Annotated in this window: 12 protein-coding genes, 2 tRNA genes and 5 rRNA genes (1 of these 19 cut by a window edge); 13 read left to right on the top strand and 6 right to left on the bottom strand. The window is 62.4% G+C overall.

Translation table 11 applies throughout. The annotated features are described in order from the left end of the window. The 7 genes from QE395_RS00020 to rrf (QE395_RS00050) all read left to right on the top strand — a co-directional run. Positions 1-2,652: ribosomal RNA gene (locus QE395_RS00020) — 23S ribosomal RNA — on the top strand (it extends 227 nt beyond the left edge of the window). Between the two features lie 146 nt (positions 2,653-2,798). Then, positions 2,799-2,913 (top strand): 5S ribosomal RNA (gene rrf, locus QE395_RS00025). A gap of 532 nt (positions 2,914-3,445) precedes the next feature. Continuing rightward, a 16S ribosomal RNA gene (locus tag QE395_RS00030) occupies positions 3,446-4,992 on the top strand. Positions 4,993-5,087: 95 nt separating this feature from the next. Next, positions 5,088-5,163: transfer RNA gene (locus tag QE395_RS00035), tRNA-Ala, on the top strand. A 48-nt stretch (positions 5,164-5,211) separates the two neighbouring features. Next, positions 5,212-5,288: transfer RNA gene (locus QE395_RS00040), tRNA-Ile, on the top strand. Positions 5,289-5,517: 229 nt separating this feature from the next. Beyond that, positions 5,518-8,396, top strand: a 23S ribosomal RNA gene (locus tag QE395_RS00045). A gap of 123 nt (positions 8,397-8,519) precedes the next feature. Then, positions 8,520-8,634: ribosomal RNA gene (gene rrf / locus QE395_RS00050) — 5S ribosomal RNA — on the top strand. The 16S, 23S and 5S rRNA genes sit together here with 2 tRNA genes alongside, the layout of an rRNA operon. Positions 8,635-8,818: 184 nt before the next feature. On the opposite strand, the gene QE395_RS00055 is transcribed toward rrf (QE395_RS00050), so the two are convergent. From QE395_RS00055 to hemH, 3 genes are all read right to left on the bottom strand, one after another. Then, positions 8,819-10,528 (bottom strand): methyl-accepting chemotaxis protein, encoded by a 1,710-nt coding sequence (locus QE395_RS00055; RefSeq protein WP_306987220.1) that lies wholly within the window; start codon positions 10,526-10,528, stop codon positions 8,819-8,821. A gap of 254 nt (positions 10,529-10,782) precedes the next feature. After that, complete coding sequence (locus QE395_RS00060; RefSeq protein WP_093532592.1) at positions 10,783-11,631, bottom strand: alpha/beta hydrolase; 849 nt, start codon at positions 11,629-11,631, stop codon at positions 10,783-10,785. Then, a complete protein-coding gene (gene hemH / locus QE395_RS00065) occupies positions 11,628-12,590 on the bottom strand; it encodes a ferrochelatase (RefSeq protein WP_217538945.1) in 963 nt (320 codons plus the stop codon). Before hemH ends, QE395_RS00060 begins: the two co-directional genes overlap by 4 nt. Positions 12,591-12,756: 166 nt before the next feature. Here hemH and QE395_RS00070 point away from each other — a divergent pair, with 166 nt between their 5' ends. From QE395_RS00070 to tatC, 4 genes are all read left to right on the top strand, one after another. Beyond that, positions 12,757-13,644, top strand: coding sequence for a YSC84-related protein (locus tag QE395_RS00070; RefSeq protein ID WP_306987221.1), 888 nt, complete (start codon positions 12,757-12,759; stop codon positions 13,642-13,644). 77 nt (positions 13,645-13,721) lie between these two features. Next, positions 13,722-13,949 (top strand): Sec-independent protein translocase subunit TatA, encoded by a 228-nt coding sequence (gene tatA / locus QE395_RS00075; RefSeq protein ID WP_068847929.1) that lies wholly within the window; start codon positions 13,722-13,724, stop codon positions 13,947-13,949. 15 nt (positions 13,950-13,964) lie between these two features. After that, positions 13,965-14,456: a Sec-independent protein translocase protein TatB gene (gene tatB / locus QE395_RS00080; protein ID WP_068847927.1), complete on the top strand. Its 492-nt coding sequence runs from the start codon at positions 13,965-13,967 to the stop codon at positions 14,454-14,456. Further along, on the top strand, positions 14,453-15,202 hold the full coding sequence (tatC, locus tag QE395_RS00085; protein ID WP_249833366.1) for a twin-arginine translocase subunit TatC: 750 nt from the start codon (positions 14,453-14,455) through the stop codon (positions 15,200-15,202). Before tatB ends, tatC begins: the two co-directional genes overlap by 4 nt. A gap of 483 nt (positions 15,203-15,685) precedes the next feature. Here the strand turns inward: tatC and QE395_RS00090 are convergent, their stop codons facing one another. The 3 genes from QE395_RS00090 to QE395_RS00100 form a co-directional block, all read right to left on the bottom strand. Then, positions 15,686-16,597, bottom strand: a complete 912-nt coding sequence (locus tag QE395_RS00090; RefSeq protein ID WP_184126062.1) for a BPSS1780 family membrane protein — start codon at positions 16,595-16,597, stop codon at positions 15,686-15,688. Positions 16,598-16,700: 103 nt separating this feature from the next. Then, complete coding sequence (locus QE395_RS00095) at positions 16,701-17,420, bottom strand: glutamine amidotransferase (RefSeq protein WP_068847921.1); 720 nt, start codon at positions 17,418-17,420, stop codon at positions 16,701-16,703. Beyond that, on the bottom strand, positions 17,392-19,227 hold the full coding sequence (locus QE395_RS00100; protein ID WP_306987224.1) for a GspE/PulE family protein: 1,836 nt from the start codon (positions 19,225-19,227) through the stop codon (positions 17,392-17,394). Before QE395_RS00100 ends, QE395_RS00095 begins: the two co-directional genes overlap by 29 nt. A 115-nt stretch (positions 19,228-19,342) precedes the next feature. Here QE395_RS00100 and glyQ point away from each other — a divergent pair, with 115 nt between their 5' ends. Both glyQ and glyS read left to right on the top strand, forming a co-directional pair. Then, positions 19,343-20,254, top strand: coding sequence for a glycine--tRNA ligase subunit alpha (glyQ, locus tag QE395_RS00105; RefSeq protein WP_306987225.1), 912 nt, complete (start codon positions 19,343-19,345; stop codon positions 20,252-20,254). Further along, positions 20,251-22,347: a glycine--tRNA ligase subunit beta gene (gene glyS / locus QE395_RS00110; RefSeq protein WP_306987226.1), complete on the top strand. Its 2,097-nt coding sequence runs from the start codon at positions 20,251-20,253 to the stop codon at positions 22,345-22,347. Before glyQ ends, glyS begins: the two co-directional genes overlap by 4 nt. The last annotated feature ends 2,294 nt before the right edge of the window (positions 22,348-24,641 follow it).

Below are 24,641 nucleotides of genomic sequence, written 5' to 3' on the forward strand. Positions count from 1 at the left end.
ATTCCCTGAGTAGCGACGAGCGAACGGGGACTAGCCCTTAAGCTGGAATGGTTCTAGAAAAACAGCCTGGAACGGCTGGCCATAGAAGGTGATAGCCCTGTATTTAAAAGGGCCACTCCAGTGAAGACGAGTAGGGCGGGGCACGTGAAACCCTGTCTGAACATGGGGGGACCATCCTCCAAGGCTAAATACTACTGACCGACCGATAGTGAACCAGTACCGTGAGGGAAAGGCGAAAAGAACCCCGGAGAGGGGAGTGAAATAGATCCTGAAACCGTGTGCGTACAAGCAGTAGGAGCTCAAAAGAGTGACTGCGTACCTTTTGTATAATGGGTCAGCGACTTACTGTTCGTGGCAAGCTTAACCGTATAGGGGAGGCGAAGGGAAACCGAGTCTGATAAGGGCGCATAGTCGCGGGCAGTAGACCCGAAACCGGGTGATCTAGTCATGGCCAGGGTGAAGGTGCCGTAACAGGTACTGGAGGCCCGAACCCACGTCTGTTGCAAAAGACGGGGATGAGCTGTGATTAGGAGTGAAAAGCTAATCGAACCCGGAGATAGCTGGTTCTCCTCGAAAGCTATTTAGGTAGCGCCTCATATGTATCCTCTCGGGGGTAGAGCACTGTTATGGCTAGGGGGTCATCGCGACTTACCAAACCATTGCAAACTCCGAATACCGAGACGGACTGTATGGGAGACACACGGCGGGTGCTAACGTCCGTCGTGAAAAGGGAAACAACCCAGACCCACAGCTAAGGTCCCAAATTCACTGCTAAGTGGAAAACCATGTGGAAAGGCACAGACAGCCAGGAGGTTGGCTTAGAAGCAGCCACCCTTTAAAGAAAGCGTAATAGCTCACTGGTCGAGTCGGTCTGCGGGGAAGATTTAACGGGGCTAAGCAGTGAACCGAAGCTTGGGGTGTGCATATTTATATGTACGCGGTAGAGGAGCGTTCCGTAAGCCGTTGAAGGTGGATTGAGAAGTCTGCTGGAGGTATCGGAAGTGCGAATGCTGACATGAGTAACGATAATGCGGGTGAAAAACCCGCACGCCGAAAGCCCAAGGTTTCCTTGCGCAACGTTAATCGGCGCAGGGTGAGTCGGCCCCTAAGGCGAGGACGAAAGTCGTAGTCGATGGGAAGCAGGTTAATATTCCTGCACCTCGCGTAAGTGCGATGGAGGGACGGAGAAGGTTAGGTGTACCCGGCGTTGGTTGTCCGGGGGAAAGGCGGTAGGTTTGGATCTTTGGCAAATCCGGGATCCTTCAAGACCGAGCACCGAGACGAGTCTTTAAGACAAAGTCACTGATACCACGCTTCCAGGAAAAGCTCCTAAGCTTCAGCTTACGCAGACCGTACCGTAAACCGACACAGGTGGGTAGGATGAGAATTCTCAGGCGCTTGAGAGAACTCGGGTGAAGGAACTAGGCAACATGGCACCGTAACTTCGGGAGAAGGTGCGCCCTTTTTGGTGGCTCATGCGAGCTATAGCTGAAGAGGGCCGCAGAAACCAGGCCGCTGCGACTGTTTATCAAAAACACAGCACTCTGCAAACACGAAAGTGGACGTATAGGGTGTGACGCCTGCCCGGTGCTGGAAGGTTAATTGATGGGGTCAGCCGCAAGGCGAAGCTCTTGATCGAAGCCCCAGTAAACGGCGGCCGTAACTATAACGGTCCTAAGGTAGCGAAATTCCTTGTCGGGTAAGTTCCGACCTGCACGAATGGCGTAACGACAGCGGCGCTGTCTCCACCCGAGACTCAGTGAAATTGAAATCGCTGTGAAGATGCAGCGTTCCCGTGGCAAGACGGAAAGACCCCGTGAACCTTTACTATAGCTTTACACTGAACGTTGAGTTCGTCTGTGTAGGATAGGTGGGAGGCTATGAAACTGTGGCGCTAGCTGCAGTGGAGCCATCCTTGAAATACCACCCTGTCGTGCTTGACGTTCTAACCTGGGCCCATTATCTGGGTCGGGGACCGTGTATGGTGGGTAGTTTGACTGGGGCGGTCTCCTCCTAAAGAGTAACGGAGGAGCTCGAAGGTACGCTCAGCGCGGTCGGACATCGCGCACTGTGTGCAAAGGCATAAGCGTGCTTGACTGCAAGATCGACGGATCAAGCAGGTAGGAAACTAGGACTTAGTGATCCGGTGGTTCTGTATGGAAGGGCCATCGCTCAACGGATAAAAGGTACTCCGGGGATAACAGGCTGATACCGCCCAAGAGTTCATATCGACGGCGGTGTTTGGCACCTCGATGTCGGCTCATCACATCCTGGGGCTGTAGTCGGTCCCAAGGGTATGGCTGTTCGCCATTTAAAGTGGTACGCGAGCTGGGTTCAGAACGTCGTGAGACAGTTCGGTCCCTATCTGCCATGGGCGTTGGAGATTTGAGAGGGGCTGCTCCTAGTACGAGAGGACCGGAGTGGACGAACCTCTGGTGTTCCGGTTGTCACGCCAGTGGCATTGCCGGGTAGCTATGTTCGGAAGCGATAACCGCTGAAAGCATCTAAGCGGGAAGCGCGCCTCAAGATGAGATCTCCCGGGGCACAAGCCCCCTGAAGGAACCATATAGACTATGTGGTTGATAGGTCAGGTGTGTAAGTACAGCAATGTATTGAGCTAACTGATACTAATGATCCGTGTGGCTTGACCATATAACCTCAAGTTGCCTTGGCCGACATGACATGTCGATAGAGCCCAAGTGCACGCTACGTCACAAGAACTATGAGAGGCAGGCGCAGTATGGCCGTGCTTTTCCCCCAAGGGAAAACCACGAACATCGCGACGCTCCAACCGTCTCCCTGGTGAAATTAGCGCTGTGGAACCACCCGATCCCATCCCGAACTCGGAAGTGAAACGCAGCTGCGCCGATGGTAGTGTGGCTCAAGCCATGCGAGAGTAGGTCATCGCCAGGGTTTACACCCGAGAACCCCGCTGCATGCGCAGCGGGGTTTTCCTTTTTTTGCAAGCACATGCTTTTTACATGCACTTGCAGCAACAACTTCAAGAAGAACTTCAAGTTCCCCTCACAAGTTGTTGACAGATTCGAAAAGCCTGACATAATAGGCGGCTCGCAACGACGAAAGGCCCTCGGGTCTTCCGGGCATCACGACCAACGGTCGTGATCTACCACCAGGTAGGTATCGACGGTCAGTCGATACGCAAAACACCTCGAAAAAAGGTGTTGACGAAGCGGAAAAGCCAGCTATAATGGGCGGCTCGCAACGACGGAAACGTCGGGGCACACGGAGAAAGGCGCTGAGGCCGACTCCCAAGTTCTTTGACAGTATGCGCAGGTATCTTGTGAAGGCGCCTGCAGGAAGGATGATTTGTCCATCTTGCAGACGTTTGATCAAGCAACATATCAATTGTTTTAAAGCAAGCGAAACGTTGCCAGCGGTCAAGCATCTGCAGCTTTAAATTTTTAGTCCTCGGACTATGCGTTTTTAAGTGAAGAGTTTGATCCTGGCTCAGAGTGAACGCTGGCGGTAGGCCTAACACATGCAAGTCGAACGGCAGCACAGTAAGAGCTTGCTCTTATGGGTGGCGAGTGGCGGACGGGTGAGGAATACATCGGAATCTACCTTTTCGTGGGGGATAACGTAGGGAAACTTACGCTAATACCGCATACGACCTTCGGGTGAAAGCAGGGGACCTTCGGGCCTTGCGCGGATAGATGAGCCGATGTCGGATTAGCTAGTTGGCGGGGTAAAGGCCCACCAAGGCGACGATCCGTAGCTGGTCTGAGAGGATGATCAGCCACACTGGAACTGAGACACGGTCCAGACTCCTACGGGAGGCAGCAGTGGGGAATATTGGACAATGGGCGCAAGCCTGATCCAGCCATACCGCGTGGGTGAAGAAGGCCTTCGGGTTGTAAAGCCCTTTTGTTGGGAAAGAAAAGCAATCGGCTAATACCCGGTTGTTCTGACGGTACCCAAAGAATAAGCACCGGCTAACTTCGTGCCAGCAGCCGCGGTAATACGAAGGGTGCAAGCGTTACTCGGAATTACTGGGCGTAAAGCGTGCGTAGGTGGTTGTTTAAGTCTGTTGTGAAAGCCCTGGGCTCAACCTGGGAATTGCAGTGGATACTGGGCGACTAGAGTGTGGTAGAGGGTAGTGGAATTCCCGGTGTAGCAGTGAAATGCGTAGAGATCGGGAGGAACATCCATGGCGAAGGCAGCTACCTGGACCAACACTGACACTGAGGCACGAAAGCGTGGGGAGCAAACAGGATTAGATACCCTGGTAGTCCACGCCCTAAACGATGCGAACTGGATGTTGGGTGCAATTTGGCACGCAGTATCGAAGCTAACGCGTTAAGTTCGCCGCCTGGGGAGTACGGTCGCAAGACTGAAACTCAAAGGAATTGACGGGGGCCCGCACAAGCGGTGGAGTATGTGGTTTAATTCGATGCAACGCGAAGAACCTTACCTGGTCTTGACATGTCGAGAACTTTCCAGAGATGGATTGGTGCCTTCGGGAACTCGAACACAGGTGCTGCATGGCTGTCGTCAGCTCGTGTCGTGAGATGTTGGGTTAAGTCCCGCAACGAGCGCAACCCTTGTCCTTAGTTGCCAGCACGTAATGGTGGGAACTCTAAGGAGACCGCCGGTGACAAACCGGAGGAAGGTGGGGATGACGTCAAGTCATCATGGCCCTTACGACCAGGGCTACACACGTACTACAATGGTAGGGACAGAGGGCTGCAAACCCGCGAGGGCAAGCCAATCCCAGAAACCCTATCTCAGTCCGGATTGGAGTCTGCAACTCGACTCCATGAAGTCGGAATCGCTAGTAATCGCAGATCAGCATTGCTGCGGTGAATACGTTCCCGGGCCTTGTACACACCGCCCGTCACACCATGGGAGTTTGTTGCACCAGAAGCAGGTAGCTTAACCTTCGGGAGGGCGCTTGCCACGGTGTGGCCGATGACTGGGGTGAAGTCGTAACAAGGTAGCCGTATCGGAAGGTGCGGCTGGATCACCTCCTTTTGAGCAAAGACAACATCGTCCTGTCGGGCGTCTTCACAAAGTACCTGCATTCAGAGTTTCAAATCGGCCAGGCCGGTTTGAAAAGTCCCGTATATGGGGCCTTAGCTCAGCTGGGAGAGCACCTGCTTTGCAAGCAGGGGGTCGTCGGTTCGATCCCGACAGGCTCCACCACACGTAGCGCCTTTATCAGCGCCAACGGCAATGAGCTAAACGGACATTGGGTCTGTAGCTCAGGTGGTTAGAGCGCACCCCTGATAAGGGTGAGGTCGGTAGTTCGAGTCTACCCAGACCCACCAACTCTGAATGACCAGCGCATACAAAGAATTTATTACGGATCGGCATTGTGGCCGGTACGTGTTCTTTTAAAACTTGTGACGTAGCGAGCGTTTGAGATTCTATCTTGACGTGTCGTGAGGCTAAGGCGGAAGACTTAAATGTCTTCTTATTAATTGAGTCGTTATATTTCGTATCCGGGCTTTGTACCCCCGGGTCATATATATAACCCAAGGCAACTTGCGGTTATATGGTCAAGCGAATAAGCGCACACGGTGGATGCCTTGGCGGTCAGAGGCGATGAAGGACGTGGCAGCCTGCGAAAAGTATCGGGGAGCTGGCAACAAGCTTTGATCCGGTAATGTCCGAATGGGGAAACCCACCCGCTTGCGGGTATCCTGCAGTGAATACATAGCTGCTGGAAGCGAACCTGGTGAACTGAAATATCTAAGTAACCAGAGGAAAAGAAATCAACCGAGATTCCCTGAGTAGCGACGAGCGAACGGGGACTAGCCCTTAAGCTGGAATGGTTCTAGAAAAACAGCCTGGAACGGCTGGCCATAGAAGGTGATAGCCCTGTATTTAAAAGGGCCACTCCAGTGAAGACGAGTAGGGCGGGGCACGTGAAACCCTGTCTGAACATGGGGGGACCATCCTCCAAGGCTAAATACTACTGACCGACCGATAGTGAACCAGTACCGTGAGGGAAAGGCGAAAAGAACCCCGGAGAGGGGAGTGAAATAGATCCTGAAACCGTGTGCGTACAAGCAGTAGGAGCTCGAAAGAGTGACTGCGTACCTTTTGTATAATGGGTCAGCGACTTACTGTTCGTGGCAAGCTTAACCGTATAGGGGAGGCGAAGGGAAACCGAGTCTGATAAGGGCGCATAGTCGCGGGCAGTAGACCCGAAACCGGGTGATCTAGTCATGGCCAGGGTGAAGGTGCCGTAACAGGTACTGGAGGCCCGAACCCACGTCTGTTGCAAAAGACGGGGATGAGCTGTGATTAGGAGTGAAAAGCTAATCGAACCCGGAGATAGCTGGTTCTCCTCGAAAGCTATTTAGGTAGCGCCTCATATGTATCCTCTCGGGGGTAGAGCACTGTTATGGCTAGGGGGTCATCGCGACTTACCAAACCATTGCAAACTCCGAATACCGAGACGGACTGTATGGGAGACACACGGCGGGTGCTAACGTCCGTCGTGAAAAGGGAAACAACCCAGACCCACAGCTAAGGTCCCAAATTCACTGCTAAGTGGAAAACCATGTGGAAAGGCACAGACAGCCAGGAGGTTGGCTTAGAAGCAGCCACCCTTTAAAGAAAGCGTAATAGCTCACTGGTCGAGTCGGTCTGCGGGGAAGATTTAACGGGGCTAAGCAGTGAACCGAAGCTTGGGGTGTGCATATTTATATGTACGCGGTAGAGGAGCGTTCCGTAAGCCGTTGAAGGTGGATTGAGAAGTCTGCTGGAGGTATCGGAAGTGCGAATGCTGACATGAGTAACGATAATGCGGGTGAAAAACCCGCACGCCGAAAGCCCAAGGTTTCCTTGCGCAACGTTAATCGGCGCAGGGTGAGTCGGCCCCTAAGGCGAGGACGAAAGTCGTAGTCGATGGGAAGCAGGTTAATATTCCTGCACCTCGCGTAAGTGCGATGGAGGGACGGAGAAGGTTAGGTGTACCCGGCGTTGGTTGTCCGGGGGAAAGGCGGTAGGTTTGGATCTTTGGCAAATCCGGGATCCTTCAAGACCGAGCACCGAGACGAGTCTTTAAGACAAAGTCACTGATACCACGCTTCCAGGAAAAGCTCCTAAGCTTCAGCTTACGCAGACCGTACCGTAAACCGACACAGGTGGGTAGGATGAGAATTCTCAGGCGCTTGAGAGAACTCGGGTGAAGGAACTAGGCAACATGGCACCGTAACTTCGGGAGAAGGTGCGCCCTTTTTGGTGGCTCATGCGAGCTATAGCTGAAGAGGGCCGCAGAAACCAGGCCGCTGCGACTGTTTATCAAAAACACAGCACTCTGCAAACACGAAAGTGGACGTATAGGGTGTGACGCCTGCCCGGTGCTGGAAGGTTAATTGATGGGGTCAGCCGCAAGGCGAAGCTCTTGATCGAAGCCCCAGTAAACGGCGGCCGTAACTATAACGGTCCTAAGGTAGCGAAATTCCTTGTCGGGTAAGTTCCGACCTGCACGAATGGCGTAACGACAGCGGCGCTGTCTCCACCCGAGACTCAGTGAAATTGAAATCGCTGTGAAGATGCAGCGTTCCCGTGGCAAGACGGAAAGACCCCGTGAACCTTTACTATAGCTTTACACTGAACGTTGAGTTCGTCTGTGTAGGATAGGTGGGAGGCTATGAAACCATGGCGCTAGCTGTGGTGGAGCCATCCTTGAAATACCACCCTGTCGTGCTTGACGTTCTAACCTGGGCCCATTATCTGGGTCGGGGACCGTGTATGGTGGGTAGTTTGACTGGGGCGGTCTCCTCCTAAAGAGTAACGGAGGAGCTCGAAGGTACGCTCAGCGCGGTCGGACATCGCGCACTGTGTGCAAAGGCATAAGCGTGCTTGACTGCAAGATCGACGGATCAAGCAGGTAGGAAACTAGGACTTAGTGATCCGGTGGTTCTGTATGGAAGGGCCATCGCTCAACGGATAAAAGGTACTCCGGGGATAACAGGCTGATACCGCCCAAGAGTTCATATCGACGGCGGTGTTTGGCACCTCGATGTCGGCTCATCACATCCTGGGGCTGTAGTCGGTCCCAAGGGTATGGCTGTTCGCCATTTAAAGTGGTACGCGAGCTGGGTTCAGAACGTCGTGAGACAGTTCGGTCCCTATCTGCCATGGGCGTTGGAGATTTGAGAGGGGCTGCTCCTAGTACGAGAGGACCGGAGTGGACGAACCTCTGGTGTTCCGGTTGTCACGCCAGTGGCATTGCCGGGTAGCTATGTTCGGAAGCGATAACCGCTGAAAGCATCTAAGCGGGAAGCGCGCCTCAAGATGAGATCTCCCGGGGCACAAGCCCCCTGAAGGAACCATATAGACTATGTGGTTGATAGGTCAGGTGTGTAAGTACAGCAATGTATTGAGCTAACTGATACTAATGATCCGTGTGGCTTGACCATATAACCTCAAGTTGCCTTGGCCGACATGACATGTCGATAGATCCAAGTGCACGCTACGTCACAAGAACTATGAGAGGCAGGCGCCTAAATCCGTTGTTTGGATGGCGACGCTCCAACCGTCTCCCTGGTGAAATTAGCGCTGTGGAACCACCCGATCCCATCCCGAACTCGGAAGTGAAACGCAGCTGCGCCGATGGTAGTGTGGCTCAAGCCATGCGAGAGTAGGTCATCGCCAGGGTTTACACCCAAAAACCCCGCTGCAGACGCAGCGGGGTTTTTTCTTTGCGTCAAAGCGTGCCGACCAACAGTGGCACCCGCCCAACGCATGAAAAAGGCGCCCCGCAGGGCGCCTTTCGCGCATCACGACCAACGGTCGTGATCTACCAGGTCGGTATCGACTGTCAGTCGATACGCACAACCCCTCAACGGAACGCTGCAACGGCCTCGGTCAGGCCTGCTGCCTGCTGCTCCAGCTCGCGCGCGGCGGCGCTGGCTTCTTCGACCAGCGCGGCGTTCTGCTGGGTAGCCTCGTCCATCTGCACAACCGTCTGGTTGATCTGGTCGATGCCGGCGGCCTGCTCCTGCGAGGCCGACGCAATGCTCGCCATGATCTCGCTGACCCCAGCCACGCTGCCCACGATTTCCTGCATGGTGTGGCCGGCGTCCTGCGCCAACCGGGCGCCATCGGCGACCTCGCTGACCGATGCATCGATCAACTGCCGGATCTCACGCGCCGCCTCGGCCGAACGTTGTGCCAGGCTGCGTACCTCGCTGGCCACCACCGCGAAGCCACGGCCCTGGTCACCGGCGCGCGCCGCTTCCACCGCCGCATTGAGGGCAAGGATGTTGGTCTGGAAGGCGATCCCATCGATGACGCCGGTGATCTCGCCAATCCGCTTGGATGCGCCGTGGATGCTGTCCATGGTGCTGACCACGCGCCCCACCACCGCGCTGCCACGGTCGGCCACGTCCTGCGCCCCACGCGCGAGCGTGCTGGCCTTGTGTGCATGCTCGGCGTTCTGTCGAACCGTGGCCGTAAGCTCTTCCATCGAACAGGCCGTTTCCTCGAGATGTGCTGCCTGCCGCTCCGTACGGGTGGAGAGGTCATGGTTGCCACTTGCGATTTCCTCAGCGCCCAGCGCGATGGCGCCGGCACTGCGCCGGATGCGTTCGACCATGCTGCCCAGCTGAATCGCCGTCGCATTCGCATCGCGCTGCATGGCGGCGAACGATCCCTCGTAGTCGCCCTCCATGCGCTGGCCCAGATCACCCTCAGCCAAGGCCGACAACACGCGGCGAAGATCGCCGACGGTGCTGCCCACCCGCTCGAGCAGTTGGTTGATGCCGGTGGTGAGGCCATCCATGAAGGCGGCACCGCCGTCCGCCCGCGGCAGGCGCCGGTCCAGATCGCCGCGCGTCGCGGCATCCACGATCTCGGCCACGGCCGTCTCCAGCACCAGCTCCTGGGTACGGTCGTGCCATTCCACGGCGAAGCCGACGCGCGCCCCGGCCGCATCGAACATCGGGCTCACCACCTGGGCAAAGTGCACGGGACCGATCCGCACGCGCCCATGGTGGGTGGCCTGAAGGGTGTCCAGGATGGCGCGGATGCGATCCGGGTTGGCGTGGAAGCGATGGATGCTGGTGCCCACGAGGCTGTCGGCGTCGAAATCCGGAAACGCCTCGCGCAGGGTGGCCTGCTGGTTGCGAAGCAGACGCACCACGGCGGGGTTTACATACCGGATCACGTGGGACGCATCGGCAATCATCACCGCCGTGTGCGAGACCTCCAATGCCAGGCGCAGGGTGGCGTCGGCCGCAGCGCCGGCATGCTGGCGGGTGCAATGCGCCTGCAGCTGCGCATGACCTGCTGATACGCGCGCCAGCTCGGCGCGCAGCGCGTCCCTGCTGCGCCGCACCCGCGGCGCCAGCACCACCAGCGCGCCGGTCGCCATCGCGATGCCAAGCACGGTGACGGACTGTTGTTGCCAGAGGGCGCCGGCAAGGCCGCAAACCAGCCCGGTGGAGAGCAACCCCGCGAGGATGCGCTGCCCGCGCGGGTGCGGGTGCAACGCAGGTGACAGCAGCATGGCGTCGGGTGGACGTGAGGAGGGGTGGGGAATGGCAGACATGACAACTCCAGAAGCAATTCGGTACGGAACGTCATCCGCTGAAACGCGGACAAACGGATGCGAGGCCGGGCGACCCAGCGGCGGAAGACCTTGCACAGACGGGATTGGGGGAGAGCACTCCTTCCGTGGAAGCCGGATGACACGCGGCTTCGCAGACGGCGGAGCAAGCGACGACACAGGCACGCTGCGCGTGCCTGCTGCATCGGTATCGGTTGGCGTCGCTGGAAGTTGAGTGCGACAGGGTGTCGCAGCGGTCAGCCGGCGAGGAAGCGCGTGATCACGTCGGCCACCAGTGCCGGGTGCTCCATGTGCAGGTGATGGGTGCCGGGGAATACATCCAGGCGGCCGTCTCGAAGCAGCTTGATGCGCTCACTGCGCAGTGGCTCGGGGTAGTACGACTGTGCCGGCGTCGCGTAGATCACCTGGGTGGGGCACTCGATGGCCGCAAGCAGGTCGTCGATCTGCGCTTCGCTCAACCGCATCGCGGTGGGCAGCATCAGGCGCTGGTCGCTGCACCAGCTGTAGCCGCCTTCCACCGGCATGACGCCGCGTTCAACCAGCAGCCGCGCGCAGGGCTCGCTGAGCTGGTTGGCCATCATGCGCGCGCGCACCGGCGCGGCCAGATCGGAAAACACGCGCAGCTTCTTCGATGGCAACGCGCGCACGGCGCGCACATGCTCGCGAAGGCGCTGCGCGGTTTCATCTTCCGGCCCACGCAGGCCGCCGAGCGCTTCAATGGCGATCAACCGCTCCACGCGCTCGGGCGCGGCGGCAGCGGTGAGGCTGGCAATGCCGGCGCCCATTGAATGGCCGAGCAGCGTAAAGCGCTCCCAGCCCAATGCATCGGCTACGTCGAGCACATGGCAGATCGCGCCCGGCGTGTTGTACTGCGTGCCCGGCGGCATATGCGAGCTGTGGCCGTGGCCGGGCAGGTCGATGGCCACCAGGTCCAGCCCGGGCAGTGCTGCGGCCAGCGGCACGAAGCTGGCGGCGTTGTCGAGCCAGCCGTGCAGCGCCAGCACGCGCGTGCCTGCCGCCGGCGTCGAACGCAGGCCCGCCACGCGGGTGCCCGCCACCGGCAGTACAAAGGGTTCGAGCGTCATGCCAACGCCGTGATGCTCAGCCGCGACAACGCCAGCGCGTGCGCGGGATCGGCGTTGAGGCAAGGGATGTAACGCATCTGCGCACCGCGCGCGGCGACGGTTTCGGTGAAGCCCATCGCTACTTCTTCCAGCGTTTCCAGGCAGTCGGTGGCGAAGCCCGGGCAGACCACGTCGATCTGTTTGACGCCGCGTTCGGCCATCGCCCACAGCGTGGGTTCGGCATAGGGCTGCAGCCACTTCTCGCGACCGAAGCGCGACTGGTAGGTGAGCTTCCACTCGCCATCCGCCAGGCCCAGTGCCTGCGCGATCGCCTGCGCACTGGCTTCGCAGCGCTGCGGATAGGGGTCGCCGGCATCGGCGAGGCGCTGCGGAATGCCATGGAAGGAAAACACCAGCTGCTCGCCGCGGCCGTGCTGCTCCCACCATTGCCGGATGCTGCCGGCCACTGCCGCTACCCAGTCCGGGTCCACCGCGTAATCGCGTACCAGGGTGACGGTGACGCCCGGATGGCGGGGCTGCCAGTCACGCACCTGGTCTTCGATGGAGGCGGTGGTGGTGGTCGAATACTGCGGGTACAACGGCAGCACCACGATCCGGCGCATGCCTTCGGCAGCCAGCCGGTCCAGCTCGGCGGTGAGCGCGGGCGCGCCGTAACGCATGGCGTGGCGTACGCGCACATTGGGCATCAGCTGCTGCATGGCTTCGGCCAGGCGGCGCGTGTAGACCATCAAGGGAGAGCCGTCGGGCAGCCAGACCTGGGCGTACTTGGCTGCCGAGCGGCCACTGCGCAGCGGCAGGATCAGCCCGAACAGCAGGGGCTTCCACAGCAGCGGCGGAATCGCGACCACGCGCCGATCGCTGAGGAACTCAGCCAGGTAACGCCGCACCGCCGGGGCGGTGGGCGTCTCGGGTGTGCCTAGATTGACCGCCAGCACGGCGGTATCGGGTGCGTCGAGCATGGGACCATTCTCGCAGGTCTGCGCGACGGCCGGGATCGAATCGCGCCATCACCGCTATCGAGCGGCTCGATTGAACCGAACATACTCATTGCGGATTCATCAGAACCCCACTAATTTCGGGGAAAGCGTATCGACGCTGTCCGTATTTCCCCTTTCTGGAGCACCCATGCGCCGCTTGAGCCTTGTACTGCTGATCTCCGCCAGCCTGTTGTCGACCCAGGCGATGGCCGGGCCGGAGGAGGACCAGCGCGCCCGCAACGCGGTGCGCGTGTTGAATGACATCCAGGATATTCCCGAGCAGGGCATTCCGGACAAATTGCTGGACGAAGGCCGTGCGATCGTGGTCATTCCCGACACGATCAAGGCAGGCCTGGTGATCGGCGGCCGCCGTGGCCACGGTCTGATGTCGGTCAAGAACTCCGATGGCAGCTGGTCCAACCCGGTGTTCATGAAGCTCACCGGCGGCAGCATCGGCTTCCAGGCCGGTGTGCAGTCTTCGGACGTGGTGCTGGTGTTCCGCAACGACCGCAGCCTGGACAATCTCGTCAACGGCAAATTCACGCTGGGCGCCGATGCCGGCGTGGCGGCCGGTCCCGTGGGCCGCAATGCCGCTGCGGCCACCGACGGCCAGCTGAAGGCCGAGATCTGGTCGTGGTCGCGCGCGCGCGGCCTGTTTGCCGGCGTGGCGCTGGATGGTGCGGTGCTGCAGATCGACGATAAGGCGAACCTGGACGCGTACGGCAGCAACACCACGCCGCGCATGGTGTTCGAGGGCCGCATGGGCGAAGCGCCGTCGATGGACGTGGTGGCCTTCCGCGACCGTCTGGAAGAGGCGACGTATTCGGCACGTGAAAAGCGCGGCACCGCTGGCAGTGCACCGGCCCCACGTGCGGCGGCCCCGCAGCCCCAGGCAGCGCCGGTCGTAACTGAACAGGCCAATGCCGGTGCCACCACCGCGCCGTTGCAGGCCGTTCCGGCGCAGCCGGCACCGCAGCAGGGCTTCCAGCCGGTGGGCGAAGGCGAAGTGCGTACCGAATCGCTGGACGGCAACTGACTTTCGTCACGCGCGCCGCCCTACCGGCGGTGCGCTATGCTCAGGTCCTTGTAACCGGGTAATGCGAGCAGAACATCATGGGCAGTATGAGCTTGTGGCATTGGGTGGTGGTACTGGTCATCGTTCTGCTGGTGTTCGGCACCAAGAAGCTGACCAGTGGCGCCAAGGACCTTGGCAGTGCCGTGAAGGAATTCAAGAAGGGCATGCGCGACGAGGACAAGCCGACCGCGCACCTGAGCGATGAGTCGCGTCCGCAGGATCCGACGACGACATCGCAGAACGAGCACGACCGCGACCGGCGTTGATCTGGGCGGCATGGCGTGTTCGACATCGGTTTCAGTGAACTGCTGGTCATCGCGGTAGTAGCGTTGGTCGTGCTGGGTCCCGAGCGTCTGCCCAAGGCAGCCCGCTTCGCGGGGCTGTGGGTGCGGCGCGCGCGCAACCAGTGGGATTCGGTGAAGCAGGAGCTGGAACGCGAGCTGCACGCAGACGAGATCAAGCGCCAGTTCCGCGATGCGCAGGATTCGGTGCGCGATACCGAGGCGCAGCTGCGTGCGAGTGGTGAGGCGGTACGCCGCGAAGCCGAGCAGGTGCGCAACCAGGTGCAGCGCGATGGCGATACGCCAGCCAGCACCGACGAGCCGGTCATGACCGGGCCCGCGCCGGGTTCGCCGGCGAGCGTGGCCCAGCACGTGGTGGCACCCGAGCCTGAGGCCGTGCCTGAAGAGCCGCGTGATGCGATGGCACCGCCGGGCATCGACGGGCAGGCGCCGCGCGATCCGCCGCCTGCGACGACGGAGGCCCCGCGATGAGCGGTAACGAGTCGCCGGAAAGCGGGTTGATCGAACACCTGATCGAACTGCGCGCGCGCCTGATGCGGGCGCTGATCGGGCTGGGCGTGGTGCTGCTGGGGCTGATGCCGTTCTCGCGGCAGATCTACACGTGGTTGGCGCAGCCGTTGATCTCTCAGCTGCCCAACGGGCAGTCGATGATCGCGACCAACCCGGCCGGTGCATTCTTCGCGCCGCTCAAGCTGACCTTCTTCGTGGCCGTGTTCATCGCGGTGCCGTGGTTGCTGTACCAGCTGTGGGCGTTCGTGGCGCCGGGCCTGTATGCGCGCGAAAAGCGCCTGGCGGTGCCGTTGCTGGCAACCTCGGTGTTGCTGTTCTACATCGGCTGCGCGTTCGCATACTTCCTGGTGCTGCCGGCGGTCTTCCACTTCCTGACCACGTTCCGCCCGGAAGTGATTGCGATCACCCCGGATGCGAATGCATACCTGGATTTCGTGCTGGCGATCTTCTTCGCGTTCGGCAGCAGTTTCGAACTGCCGGTGGCGATGGTGATCCTGACTCTGCTGGGGTGGATTACGCCGCAGCAGTTCAAGGACGGCCGTGGGTACGCGATCGTGGGCATCTTCGTGTTGGCTGCGGTGCTGACGCCGCCGGATGTGGTTTCCCAGTTGATGCTGGCGATTCCCATGTGCCTGCTTTATGAGCTTGGGATACATGCTTCGCGGTGGTTGGTGCCCGCGAAGAGCGATGAGCCTCAGGCTTCTTAAGCTTCAACAGCAGCGTTTCGGTTGCTACGTGCTGGGGAGGCCGACGGGCAGCCCCTTACGGGACACGCCGTAAACCCATCCATGGGGGCTTGGCAAAAACATCCATGTTTTTGACAGTCCCTACAGGGGCTGCCCGCCGGCCTCCCCTCTCGTGCATTGCGGGTGCGGATACGAAAGCAGAGCAAAAACAAAGCAAAGCAGCGACGCAGGGCGTCGCTCTACGTCTTTGATTCTTTCAATGCATTACCGGATACGCACGCGCACGGTAGAGCGACGCCATGCGACGCTGCTCTTCCCTCCGCACAGCGCGATGCATGACGGGGCCGGGCGGCGGGTAGCCCCCGGAGGGACTGTCAAAAACATGGATGTTTTTGACAAGCCTCCAGGGATGGATTCACGGCGTGTCCCGGAGGGGGCTGCCCGTCGCCCGGCCCCAGCCCGCAGCAACTGAAACGCTGCTGTTGCTGTCGCTGTTGCTCTCAATCAAGCAGCGAAAATATTCCCAGGCCCGTTCGACGGCGGTACCGGCGGTGGGGCGGCGCGGCCGCGGTGGGCGAACATCTGGTTCCAGGCGGCGTATACCGCACCTACGTACAGCGGCATGATCACCGCGGTGTTGGTCAGCTGCATCACGAACGCGGCTGCACCGGCGCCGCCGGCCATCAGCGCCAGCTGCATCACGATGATCATCACGAAGTAGATGCACATCGCCGCGATCAGGCCCAGCAGCATGAACACCGCCATCGCGCCGAAATTGCGGATGCAGCCCTGCAGGCTCATGCGCAGCGCGTGCATGCCGCTCTGGTGGTCGAACACCACCAGCGCCGGCTGGGTGAACATCGCCATGCTCAGCGCCACGAACGTGCCGAATGCAATCAGCAGCCACAGCAGGATGCGCACCACCGGTACGCCGGCCATCAGCGCCATGGTCTGCTCATTGCTCGGCGTGGCGCCGGACTGCTGCAGCTCCTGCATTTTGCGGAACATCTCGGCCGTGGCAGTCAGGCCGTCGGGGCCCATCATCACGTACAACAGCGTACCCAGCGCAATCACCGCGATCAGCTGGATCGCCAGCGGCACCAGCAGGTGGCTCACGCGGCGGTCGCGGATCGGCTGCAGCAGGTGGGTCGGCATGGCGCGGTGGCCCTGGGCCACTTCGCTCACCGCCACCAGCATGCCGCCGAACACCAGCGGGCCTACCGCCACCGACACCAGCTGCAGCAACACGCCGAGCCAGCTCGGCAATGCCTGCGCCAGCACCAGGATCAGCGAACTGACCAGCATGCCGATCACGCCAAGGACCGCCAGCTGCAGCGGTGCGCGGCGATACAGGGTGAACGCGTCCAGCAGCCATTGGGCGCCCGCCGAGGCGGGCAGCTTGCGAATTTCGCTCATACCATTCCGGAACAGGGGGAAGGGCGCGTACGCCCCGAATACCAACGATTATCCCTGTTTTCCGTGCCCATCACCTGAAGGAAAGGTCGCTCCCGGCGGTCTTTCAGTTGTTGCGCGCCTGGCGGACGAACCGGCGCAGCAGCTGGCGGGCCAGCGGGGCCGCACTGACCCCGCGCGCCACGCTGCGCGCGCAGCCGCCGTGGCGACCGATGCACTCGGCACGCGCCCGCACGTAGCCGCGCATGTGGTGGGTGGCGAACTCCGGGTGGAACTGCACGCCCCAGGCCTGCTGGCCCCAGCGGAAGGCGTGGCAGTTGTCCTGCGCCGAGCGCGCCAGGATGGCCGCGCCCTCCGGCGCGCGCAGCACCGTCTGCAGGTGGGTGGCATGGGCCGGGAAGCGCGCCGGCAGGCCCGCGAATAGCGGGTCGTCCACCGCCGAGGGCTCCAGCGCCAGCTCGATCGTGCCCGACTCGCGCCCCGCCGGGTTGTAGGCCACCTCACCGCCCAGCGCATGTGCAAGCAGCTGGTGGCCGTAGCAGATGCCGAACACCGGGCGGTTGTCATGCGCGGCGGTGCGCAGCCACTGCGCGCTGCGCTCGCTCCAGTCGGCGCGGTCGGTCACGTAGGCGGCCGAGCCGCTGATGATCACCCCGGCGAAATCGCGGTGGTCGGGCAGCTCGCCGCCGTGCTCCACGTCCACCACCACCGTCTCGTCCGCATCCAGCCCCGCCGCGACCCGGATCCAGTGCGGAAAACGGCCGTACCGGCGCAGCGAAGCGACCGGTTGGCCGGTTTCAAGAATCAGGAAAGGCGAGCGGTTCATCGGGGGGAGGCAGCACGCTGAGGACTTCCTCGATTGTAGTCAGCCCTGCCGCCACCTTTTCAAGCCCCGCGCGGCGAAGGGTTCGTACTCCTTCAGCACGTGCGGCCCGGTTGAAACCGGCCAGATCCATGTCCGCCCGGATCAGCCCGCGCAGCCGCGAACTCAATGGCAGCAACTCATACAGGCCTACCCGGCCCATGTAGCCGGTGCGCCGGCAGTCGAGGCAACCGGCCGGCGCATATGGCGTGGGTGACTCTGGTAATGCCTCATCGGCATCAGCCAGCACCGCCCATTGGGCCGCGCTGAGCGGCTTGGGCACCTTGCAGTGCGGGCACAACGTGCGGACCAGGCGCTGGGCCAGGACCCCGTTGATGGTGCTGGCCAACAGGTAATGCGGCACGCCCAGGTCGAGCAGCCGGGTGATCGCCGAAGGCGCATCGTTGGTGTGCAGCGTGGACAGCACCAGATGGCCGGTCAGCGACGCCTGCACGGCCATCTGGGCCGTTTCCAGGTCGCGGATTTCGCCGATCATGATGATGTCCGGATCCTGCCGCAGCAGGGTGCGTACGCCGGCGGCGAAGTCCAGGTCGATGTTGGTCTGCACCTGCATCTGGTTGAATTCCGGCGCGATCATCTCGATCGGATCCTCCACCGTGCACACGTTCACGTCCGGGGTTGCCAGCCGCTTCAGGGTGGAATACAGGGTGGTGGTCTTGCCCGAACCGGTCGGGCCGGTGACCAGCACGATGCCGTGCGGGCGCTCCACCAGCGCGGTCCAGCCAGCCGCTTCCTGTGGGCTGAAACCGAGCTGGTCGATGCTCTTGAAGGCCGCATCCGGGTCGAAGATGCGCATCACGCACTTCTCGCCAAAGGCGGTGGGCATGGTCGACAGGCGCATTTCCACCTCGCGCCCACCCGGCGAGCGGGTCTTGATGCGGCCATCCTGCGGCCGTCGACGCTCGGCCAGGTCCATGCGGCCCAGCACTTTGATCCGGCTGACCATGGCGGTCATCACCGCCGGCGGCACCTCGAACACCTTGTGCAGCACGCCGTCGATGCGGAAACGCATGCGCCCCATGTCACGGCGCGGTTCCAGGTGGATGTCCGAGGCGCGCTGCTCGAAGGCGTACTGCAGCAGCCAGTCCACGATGTGCACCACGTGCTGGTCATCGGCGTTCACATCGCCGGAGCGGCCCAGCTCCACCAGCTGCTCGAAGCTGGGCAGGATGCCGCTGGCCTCGCCGCGCACATCGCCGCGCGCCCCGCGCACCGACCGGGTCACCCCGTAGAACTCCATCGTGTAGCGGTGCAGGTCCAGCGGGTTGACCATGGCCAGCTCGATCCGGCGCCGGGCCAGGTGCTGCAGGTCGAGCAGCCACTCCTGGGCCAGCGGCTCGCTGGTGGCCACCAGCAGCCGCTCGCTGTCCACCGCCAGCGGCAGGAACCGATGGCGGCGGGCATAGGCATGGGAGACCAGCGCGGTCACCGCCGCCACGTCCACCCGGGTGGGATCGATGCGCAGGTAGCGGGTGCCGGTTCGGGTGGCCAGCCAATCGGTCAGCCGTTCCAGGCCCAGCTCTCCGCCGGAGGCGGCCGCCAGCTTCAGGTTGGCCAGCAGCACCAGCGGGTGCACCTCGCTGGCATTGCGGGCGCCTTGACCGGAAAAGCGGATGCGCTCCACATCACTGGCCGCGACCAGCCCGTCGGCCACCATGGCGGCCGCCACCTGATCGAAATCCAGCCGGCCCGGCGGCAGGGGCCCCGGAGCAGGAACGGGGGCGAGCGTTGCCGGTGAGCGGTGTTCCATGGCGCCAGAATCCTCGGAGCGGGGCCTGCACGGCGTGATGGCAGCTTGCCTGGAATGCCGGCGGGCGGTCCGTCGCTATACTAGCGCACCCCCTGAGCAGGCAAGACTCCGCCGCATGTCCGCGACCCAGAACGTTCCGATCACTTTCCAGGGCCTGATCCAGACCCTCAACCAGTATTGGGCGCAGCAGGGCTGCGTGCTGATCCAGCCGCTGGACCTGGAGGTCGGTGCCGGCACCTTCCACCCGGCCACCTTCCTGCGCTCGATCGGCCCGGAAAGCTGGAATGCCGCGTACGTGCAGCCCTCGCGCCGCCCGACCGATGGCCGCTACGGCGAAAACCCCAACCGCCTGCAGCGCTACTACCAGTACCAGGTGGCGATGAAGCCCAGCCCGGACAACATCCAGCAGCTGTACCTGGATTCGCTGAAGGCACTGGGCATCGACCCGCTGGTGCACGACCTGCGTTTCGTCGAGGACAACTGGGAATCGCCGACCCTGGGCGCCTGGGGCCTGGGCTGGGAAGTCTGGCTCAACGGCATGGAGGTGACCCAGTTCACCTACTTCCAGCAGGCCGGTGGCCTGGAGTGCAAGCCGGTGCTGGGCGAGATCACCTACGGTCTTGAACGCCTGTGCATGTACCTGCAGAACTGCGACAACGTGTATGACCTGGTCTGGACCTACGGGCCCGACGGCACGCCGGTGACCTACGGCGATGTGTACCTGCAGAACGAAGTGGAGCAGAGCACCTACAACTTCGAGTACGCCGACGTGGAAGAACTGTTCCACCGCTTCGACGCGTGCGAGAAGGAAGCGCAGAAGCTGGTGGAGGTGGGCCTGCCGCTGCCGGCCTACGAGCAGGTGTGCAAGGCCAGCCATTCGTTCAACCTGCTGGATGCGCGCCGCGCGATCAGCGTGACCGAGCGCCAGCGCTACATCCTGCGCGTGCGCGCGCTGGCCCAGGCGGTGGCGAAACTGTATGAAGCCAAGCGCCTCGAAGCGGTGGCGGCCAAGGAGGTGCGGGCATGAGCACGATGCTGCCGCTGCTGATTGAACTGGGTACCGAAGAACTGCCCGTGAAGGCGCTGCCGGGCCTGGCCCAGGCATTCTTCGATGGCGTGGTGGACGGCCTGGCCAAGCGTGGCGTGGAAGTGGAACGCGGCGACGCCAAGCCGCTGTCCACCCCGCGCCGGCTGGCGGTGCTGCTGCCCGGCGTGGCCGTGGAGCAGCCGGAACAGCGCGGTGAAGTGCTGGGCCCGTACCTGAACATCGCGCTGGACGCCGATGGCCAGCCGACCAAGGCGCTGCAGGGTTTCGCGGCCAAGGCCGGGATCGACTGGACCGCGCTGGAGCGCACCAGCGATGCCAAGGGCGAGCGTTTCGTGCACCGTTCGGTGACCCCAGGTGCGCGCACCGCGGCGCTGCTGCCGGAGATCCTGGCCGAAGCGATTGCCGCCATGCCCATTCCCAAGCCGATGCGCTGGGGCAGGCACGCCTACGGCTTCGCTCGCCCGGTGCATTGGCTGGTGCTGCTGCACGGCAAGGACGTGATCGAGGCCGAAGTGCTGGGCCTGAAGTCCGACCGCATGAGCCGCGGCCATCGTTTCATGCACGACAAGACCGTGTGGCTGTCCTCGCCGGACGACTACGTCAGTTCGCTGCAGGCCGCTTATGTGCTGGTGGACGCCGACGCGCGCCGCAGCCGCATCGTGGAGGCGGTAAATGCCCAAGCCACCGCCGCCGGTGGCCAGGCGCGCATCACCGATGACAACCTGGAACAGGTGGTCAACCTGGTTGAATGGCCGGCGCCGGTGCTGTGCAGTTTCGAACGCGATTTCCTGGCGGTCCCGCAGGAAGCGCTGATCGAGACGATGGAAATCAACCAGAAGTTCTTCCCGGTACTGGACAACAGCGGCAAGCTGACCGAGAAGTTCATCGGCATCGCCAACATCGAATCGAAGAACGTGGCCGAAGTGGCCAAGGGCTACGAGCGGGTGATCCGCCCGCGCTTTGCCGATGCCAAGTTCTTCTTCGACGAAGACCTCAAGCAGGGCCTGGAATCCATGGGCGAGGGTCTCAAGACCGTCACCTACCAGGCCAAGCTCGGCTCGGTGGCCGACAAGGTGCAGCGCGTGGTGGCACTGGCCGGGCTTATTGCACCGCAGGTGGGCGCGGATCCGGTACTGGCCAGGCGCGCCGCCGTGCTCGCCAAGAACGACCTGCAGTCGCGCATGGTCAACGAGTTCCCCGAGCTGCAGGGCATTGCCGGGCGCCATTACGCAGTGACCGGTGGCGAATCGCCCGACGTCGCGCTGGCGATCGATGAGGCCTACCAGCCGCGCTTCGGTGGCGATGACATCGCGCTGTCGGACCTGGGCAAGGTGCTGGCCATCGCCGAGCGTGCCGACACCCTGGCCGGTGGTTTTGCCGCAGGCCTGAAGCCGACCGGCAACAAGGACCCGTTCGCGCTGCGCCGCAACGCGCTGGGCCTGGCGCGCACGATCATTGAATCCGGCTTCGAGCTGGACCTGCGCGCGCTGCTGGAAACGGCCTTTGCCGGCCTGCCGGCGGCGGTGCAGCCCAGTGCCGAGCGCAACACCGACGCACTGCCGCACGAGCTGTACGACTTCATCATCGACCGCCTGCGCGGCTACTACGCCGACAAGGGTGTGCCGGCCACGCACTTCAACGCCGTGGCCGAACTGAAGCCCGCCTCGCTGTATGACTTCGACCGCCGCATCGACGCCATCGGCATCTTCGCCGCGCTGCCGGAAGCCGAAGCGCTGGCCGCCGCCAACAAGCGCATCCGCAACATCCTGCGCAAGGCCGAGGGGGCGATTCCCGGCATGGTCGATCCGGCCCTGCTGGCCGAACCGGCCGAGAGCGAACTGGCTGAAGCCGTCGAAGCGGCCATCGACGACAGCAATGCCAGCCTGCACCAGAAGGACTACGTCAGCGTGCTGGCGCGCCTGGCCCGCCTGCGCCCGCAGGTGGATGCGTTCTTCGATGCGGTGATGGTCAACGCGGAAGATCCCGCGCTGCGCGGCAACCGTCTGGCGCTGCTCAAGCGCTTGGGCGACCGCCTGGGCAGCGTGGCGGCGATCGAGCATCTGTCCAGCTGACGGCAACAGCCTTATCGCGTCTCACCCTTGAAAGCGCCCGACTGGTTCGGGCGCTTTCTTTTTATGCGCATTTGCTCGAATGCGACGAAAACTGCAATCAATCTGAATATTGATTGAGCGTTTCTTAGGAAAAATCAGAAAACGATAAATTCGTGCAATCGGTATTTCCCAGCGCCGCGTGATCATCCGGCGCCGCACTTCCACGCGGCACCGACACGTCGCGTGCGTCCTGCGCGGCTCGCCCCCGCTTTGCACGGAAGTACCGCCGCATGCCCAAGCTGCCCCACGTCGTTCCCGCCGTTTCTACCCTCAACCGCTTCGCCGCGCTGGCCGATACCGATGCGGAGAAGGACGTGCACAACACACATACACCCACCAGGGTCGGCAATGCGACGGCGCCGAAGAGACCGGCGGTTTCCTCGCGGGCGGTACCGCTGAGTCCGCGCGAAGCCGCGGTGAGGGATGCAATCCTCGCCACCGGCGCGCCTGAAAGCCGCGCGCTGGTACGCATGCTGGAAACGCACCTCGCTGCTGCCAACACCGTGGAAGCGCGCGACGTGGTGACCGAGCGTATGGAGCAGGCACTTGCCGCGCGTGGCCATGACGTGGCCGTCCTGCGCGACCTCGGCATCAACCTGCTGGATGGCGTGCTGGGTCGCGCGGCCTGGGGCACCCTGTTGGCCGAACTGCCCAGCTGGGCCGGCAATGCGTTGACGGCGGGACAGCTCGCCCGCGCCGCCATCAACGGCAGCTGGAGCAGCCTCGCGGCGGTTCTGCCATCGTTGGCAGCGGCATTGCCGTCGCTGCGCACACATGACCAGTTCGACGCACTGGTGCAGTCGCTGCCGGAGGCGATCCGGACCGGGTTGTGGAACCTGCATGAGCAGATTGGCCAAGCCGACGCGCAGCTGCGCCCCAACCTCGGCGGCGGACACCTGGTGTCGGCGCTGGCGGTGGCCGCGCTGCTCTGGCAGGTGCAACGCTCGCTGCCAAAGCCGGCGGGGAAGCTGCAGGGGATCGGTCGCTTCATCGCCGAACTGCCGTTGCATTGGCAACGCATCGCCGTGCTCAACGGCGTGGGCGGGGCGCTGCTTGCACCGGGCGCGGTGGCCGCCAATGGGGAAACAGACGCGCCGGTCGAACGCGACCAACGCGCACTGCGTCCAGGCCCGGAGGAAAAGGCACAACGGATCGAGTTCCAGCGCTGGGCGGACCGGGGCATGCGGTCGGGCCCGCCACGAATCCGCCCGACCATCGACAGCCTTGAGCCGGTGACGTTTGAAGCGTCACGCGCGCCCGGCACCCTGCAGGCAGGGGGGCCGACCCGCGAACCTGCCGCCGCGCTTGCCGCACCGCAGCCGGCCGATGCGGCGACGTCACCGGGCAGCCGCCCGCAGAGCGGTTGGCTTGCGTGGCTGGGCGCCGGCATTGCCACCTTGGGCCATGCGGCACGGGGTGGCTTCCAGTCGGTGCCACAGGCCGCACCCTCAGTGGAAATGACCTTGATGGGTGGCTCGGCACTGCGCGAGGTGGTCACCGAGCCGCTGATGTCGCCCGAAACAGTTGAAGTGGCGACGGGAGCGGCTACCACCGCGCGCATGTTCCCCAATCTGCGACGGACGCCGCTGGCGCTGGCAGCGGCAGCGACGGTAACCGGTGCGGGTGCGGCAGTGATTGGCTTGAAGCGCTATTTCTGGCCCGACACCTCCGCCGCCACGCCGATCGCGCTCGCCGAACAGCTGGCCGGCGAGGTGGTTGGGTTGCGGGACGGCCACTGGGGTACCGGGCTGGACCTGTTGCTGGGCGAACTGGAGCCCACTCAGCGTAGCGGTCGCGCGCGGCGCGCGGCACCCGCCGCCACCGCCTACAGCGCAGGCGAACAGGAAACCGACCTGCAGCGGCACGGTGTGTCGACCGCGCAGCTGGATGCACTGCGCGCCGATCCCGCCCTGATGCAGCAGCTGCAGTCGATGCGTCTGTGGTCGGTAGCGGTAGCGCGCGACATCGCCACGCAGCCCGGCTGGGAATGGGTGGCGCGATTGTCGGCCTCGGAACAGGAACTGCTGGTCGGCCACTGGCATGCGCTTCGCAGGATCGCCCCCACCCTGGACGCGGTGGACAACGCGGCTGATGCGGTGATGGAAGAACTGCTGCAGAAAGCGGGGTGGCAGGGAAACTGGATGGACATCGAAGTGCGTCTGCCGCACAAGGACGTGGCCGGGATGCAGGTGGACGACCGCCTGCCGCTGCTCGCGTACTGCCTGTCGCGGCCGCGCGCCGGTGAGGCGTCGTTC

This window comes from Stenotrophomonas sp. SORGH_AS_0282, from assembly GCF_030818125.1.
GTDB classification, from domain to species: domain Bacteria; phylum Pseudomonadota; class Gammaproteobacteria; order Xanthomonadales; family Xanthomonadaceae; genus Stenotrophomonas; species Stenotrophomonas rhizophila_A.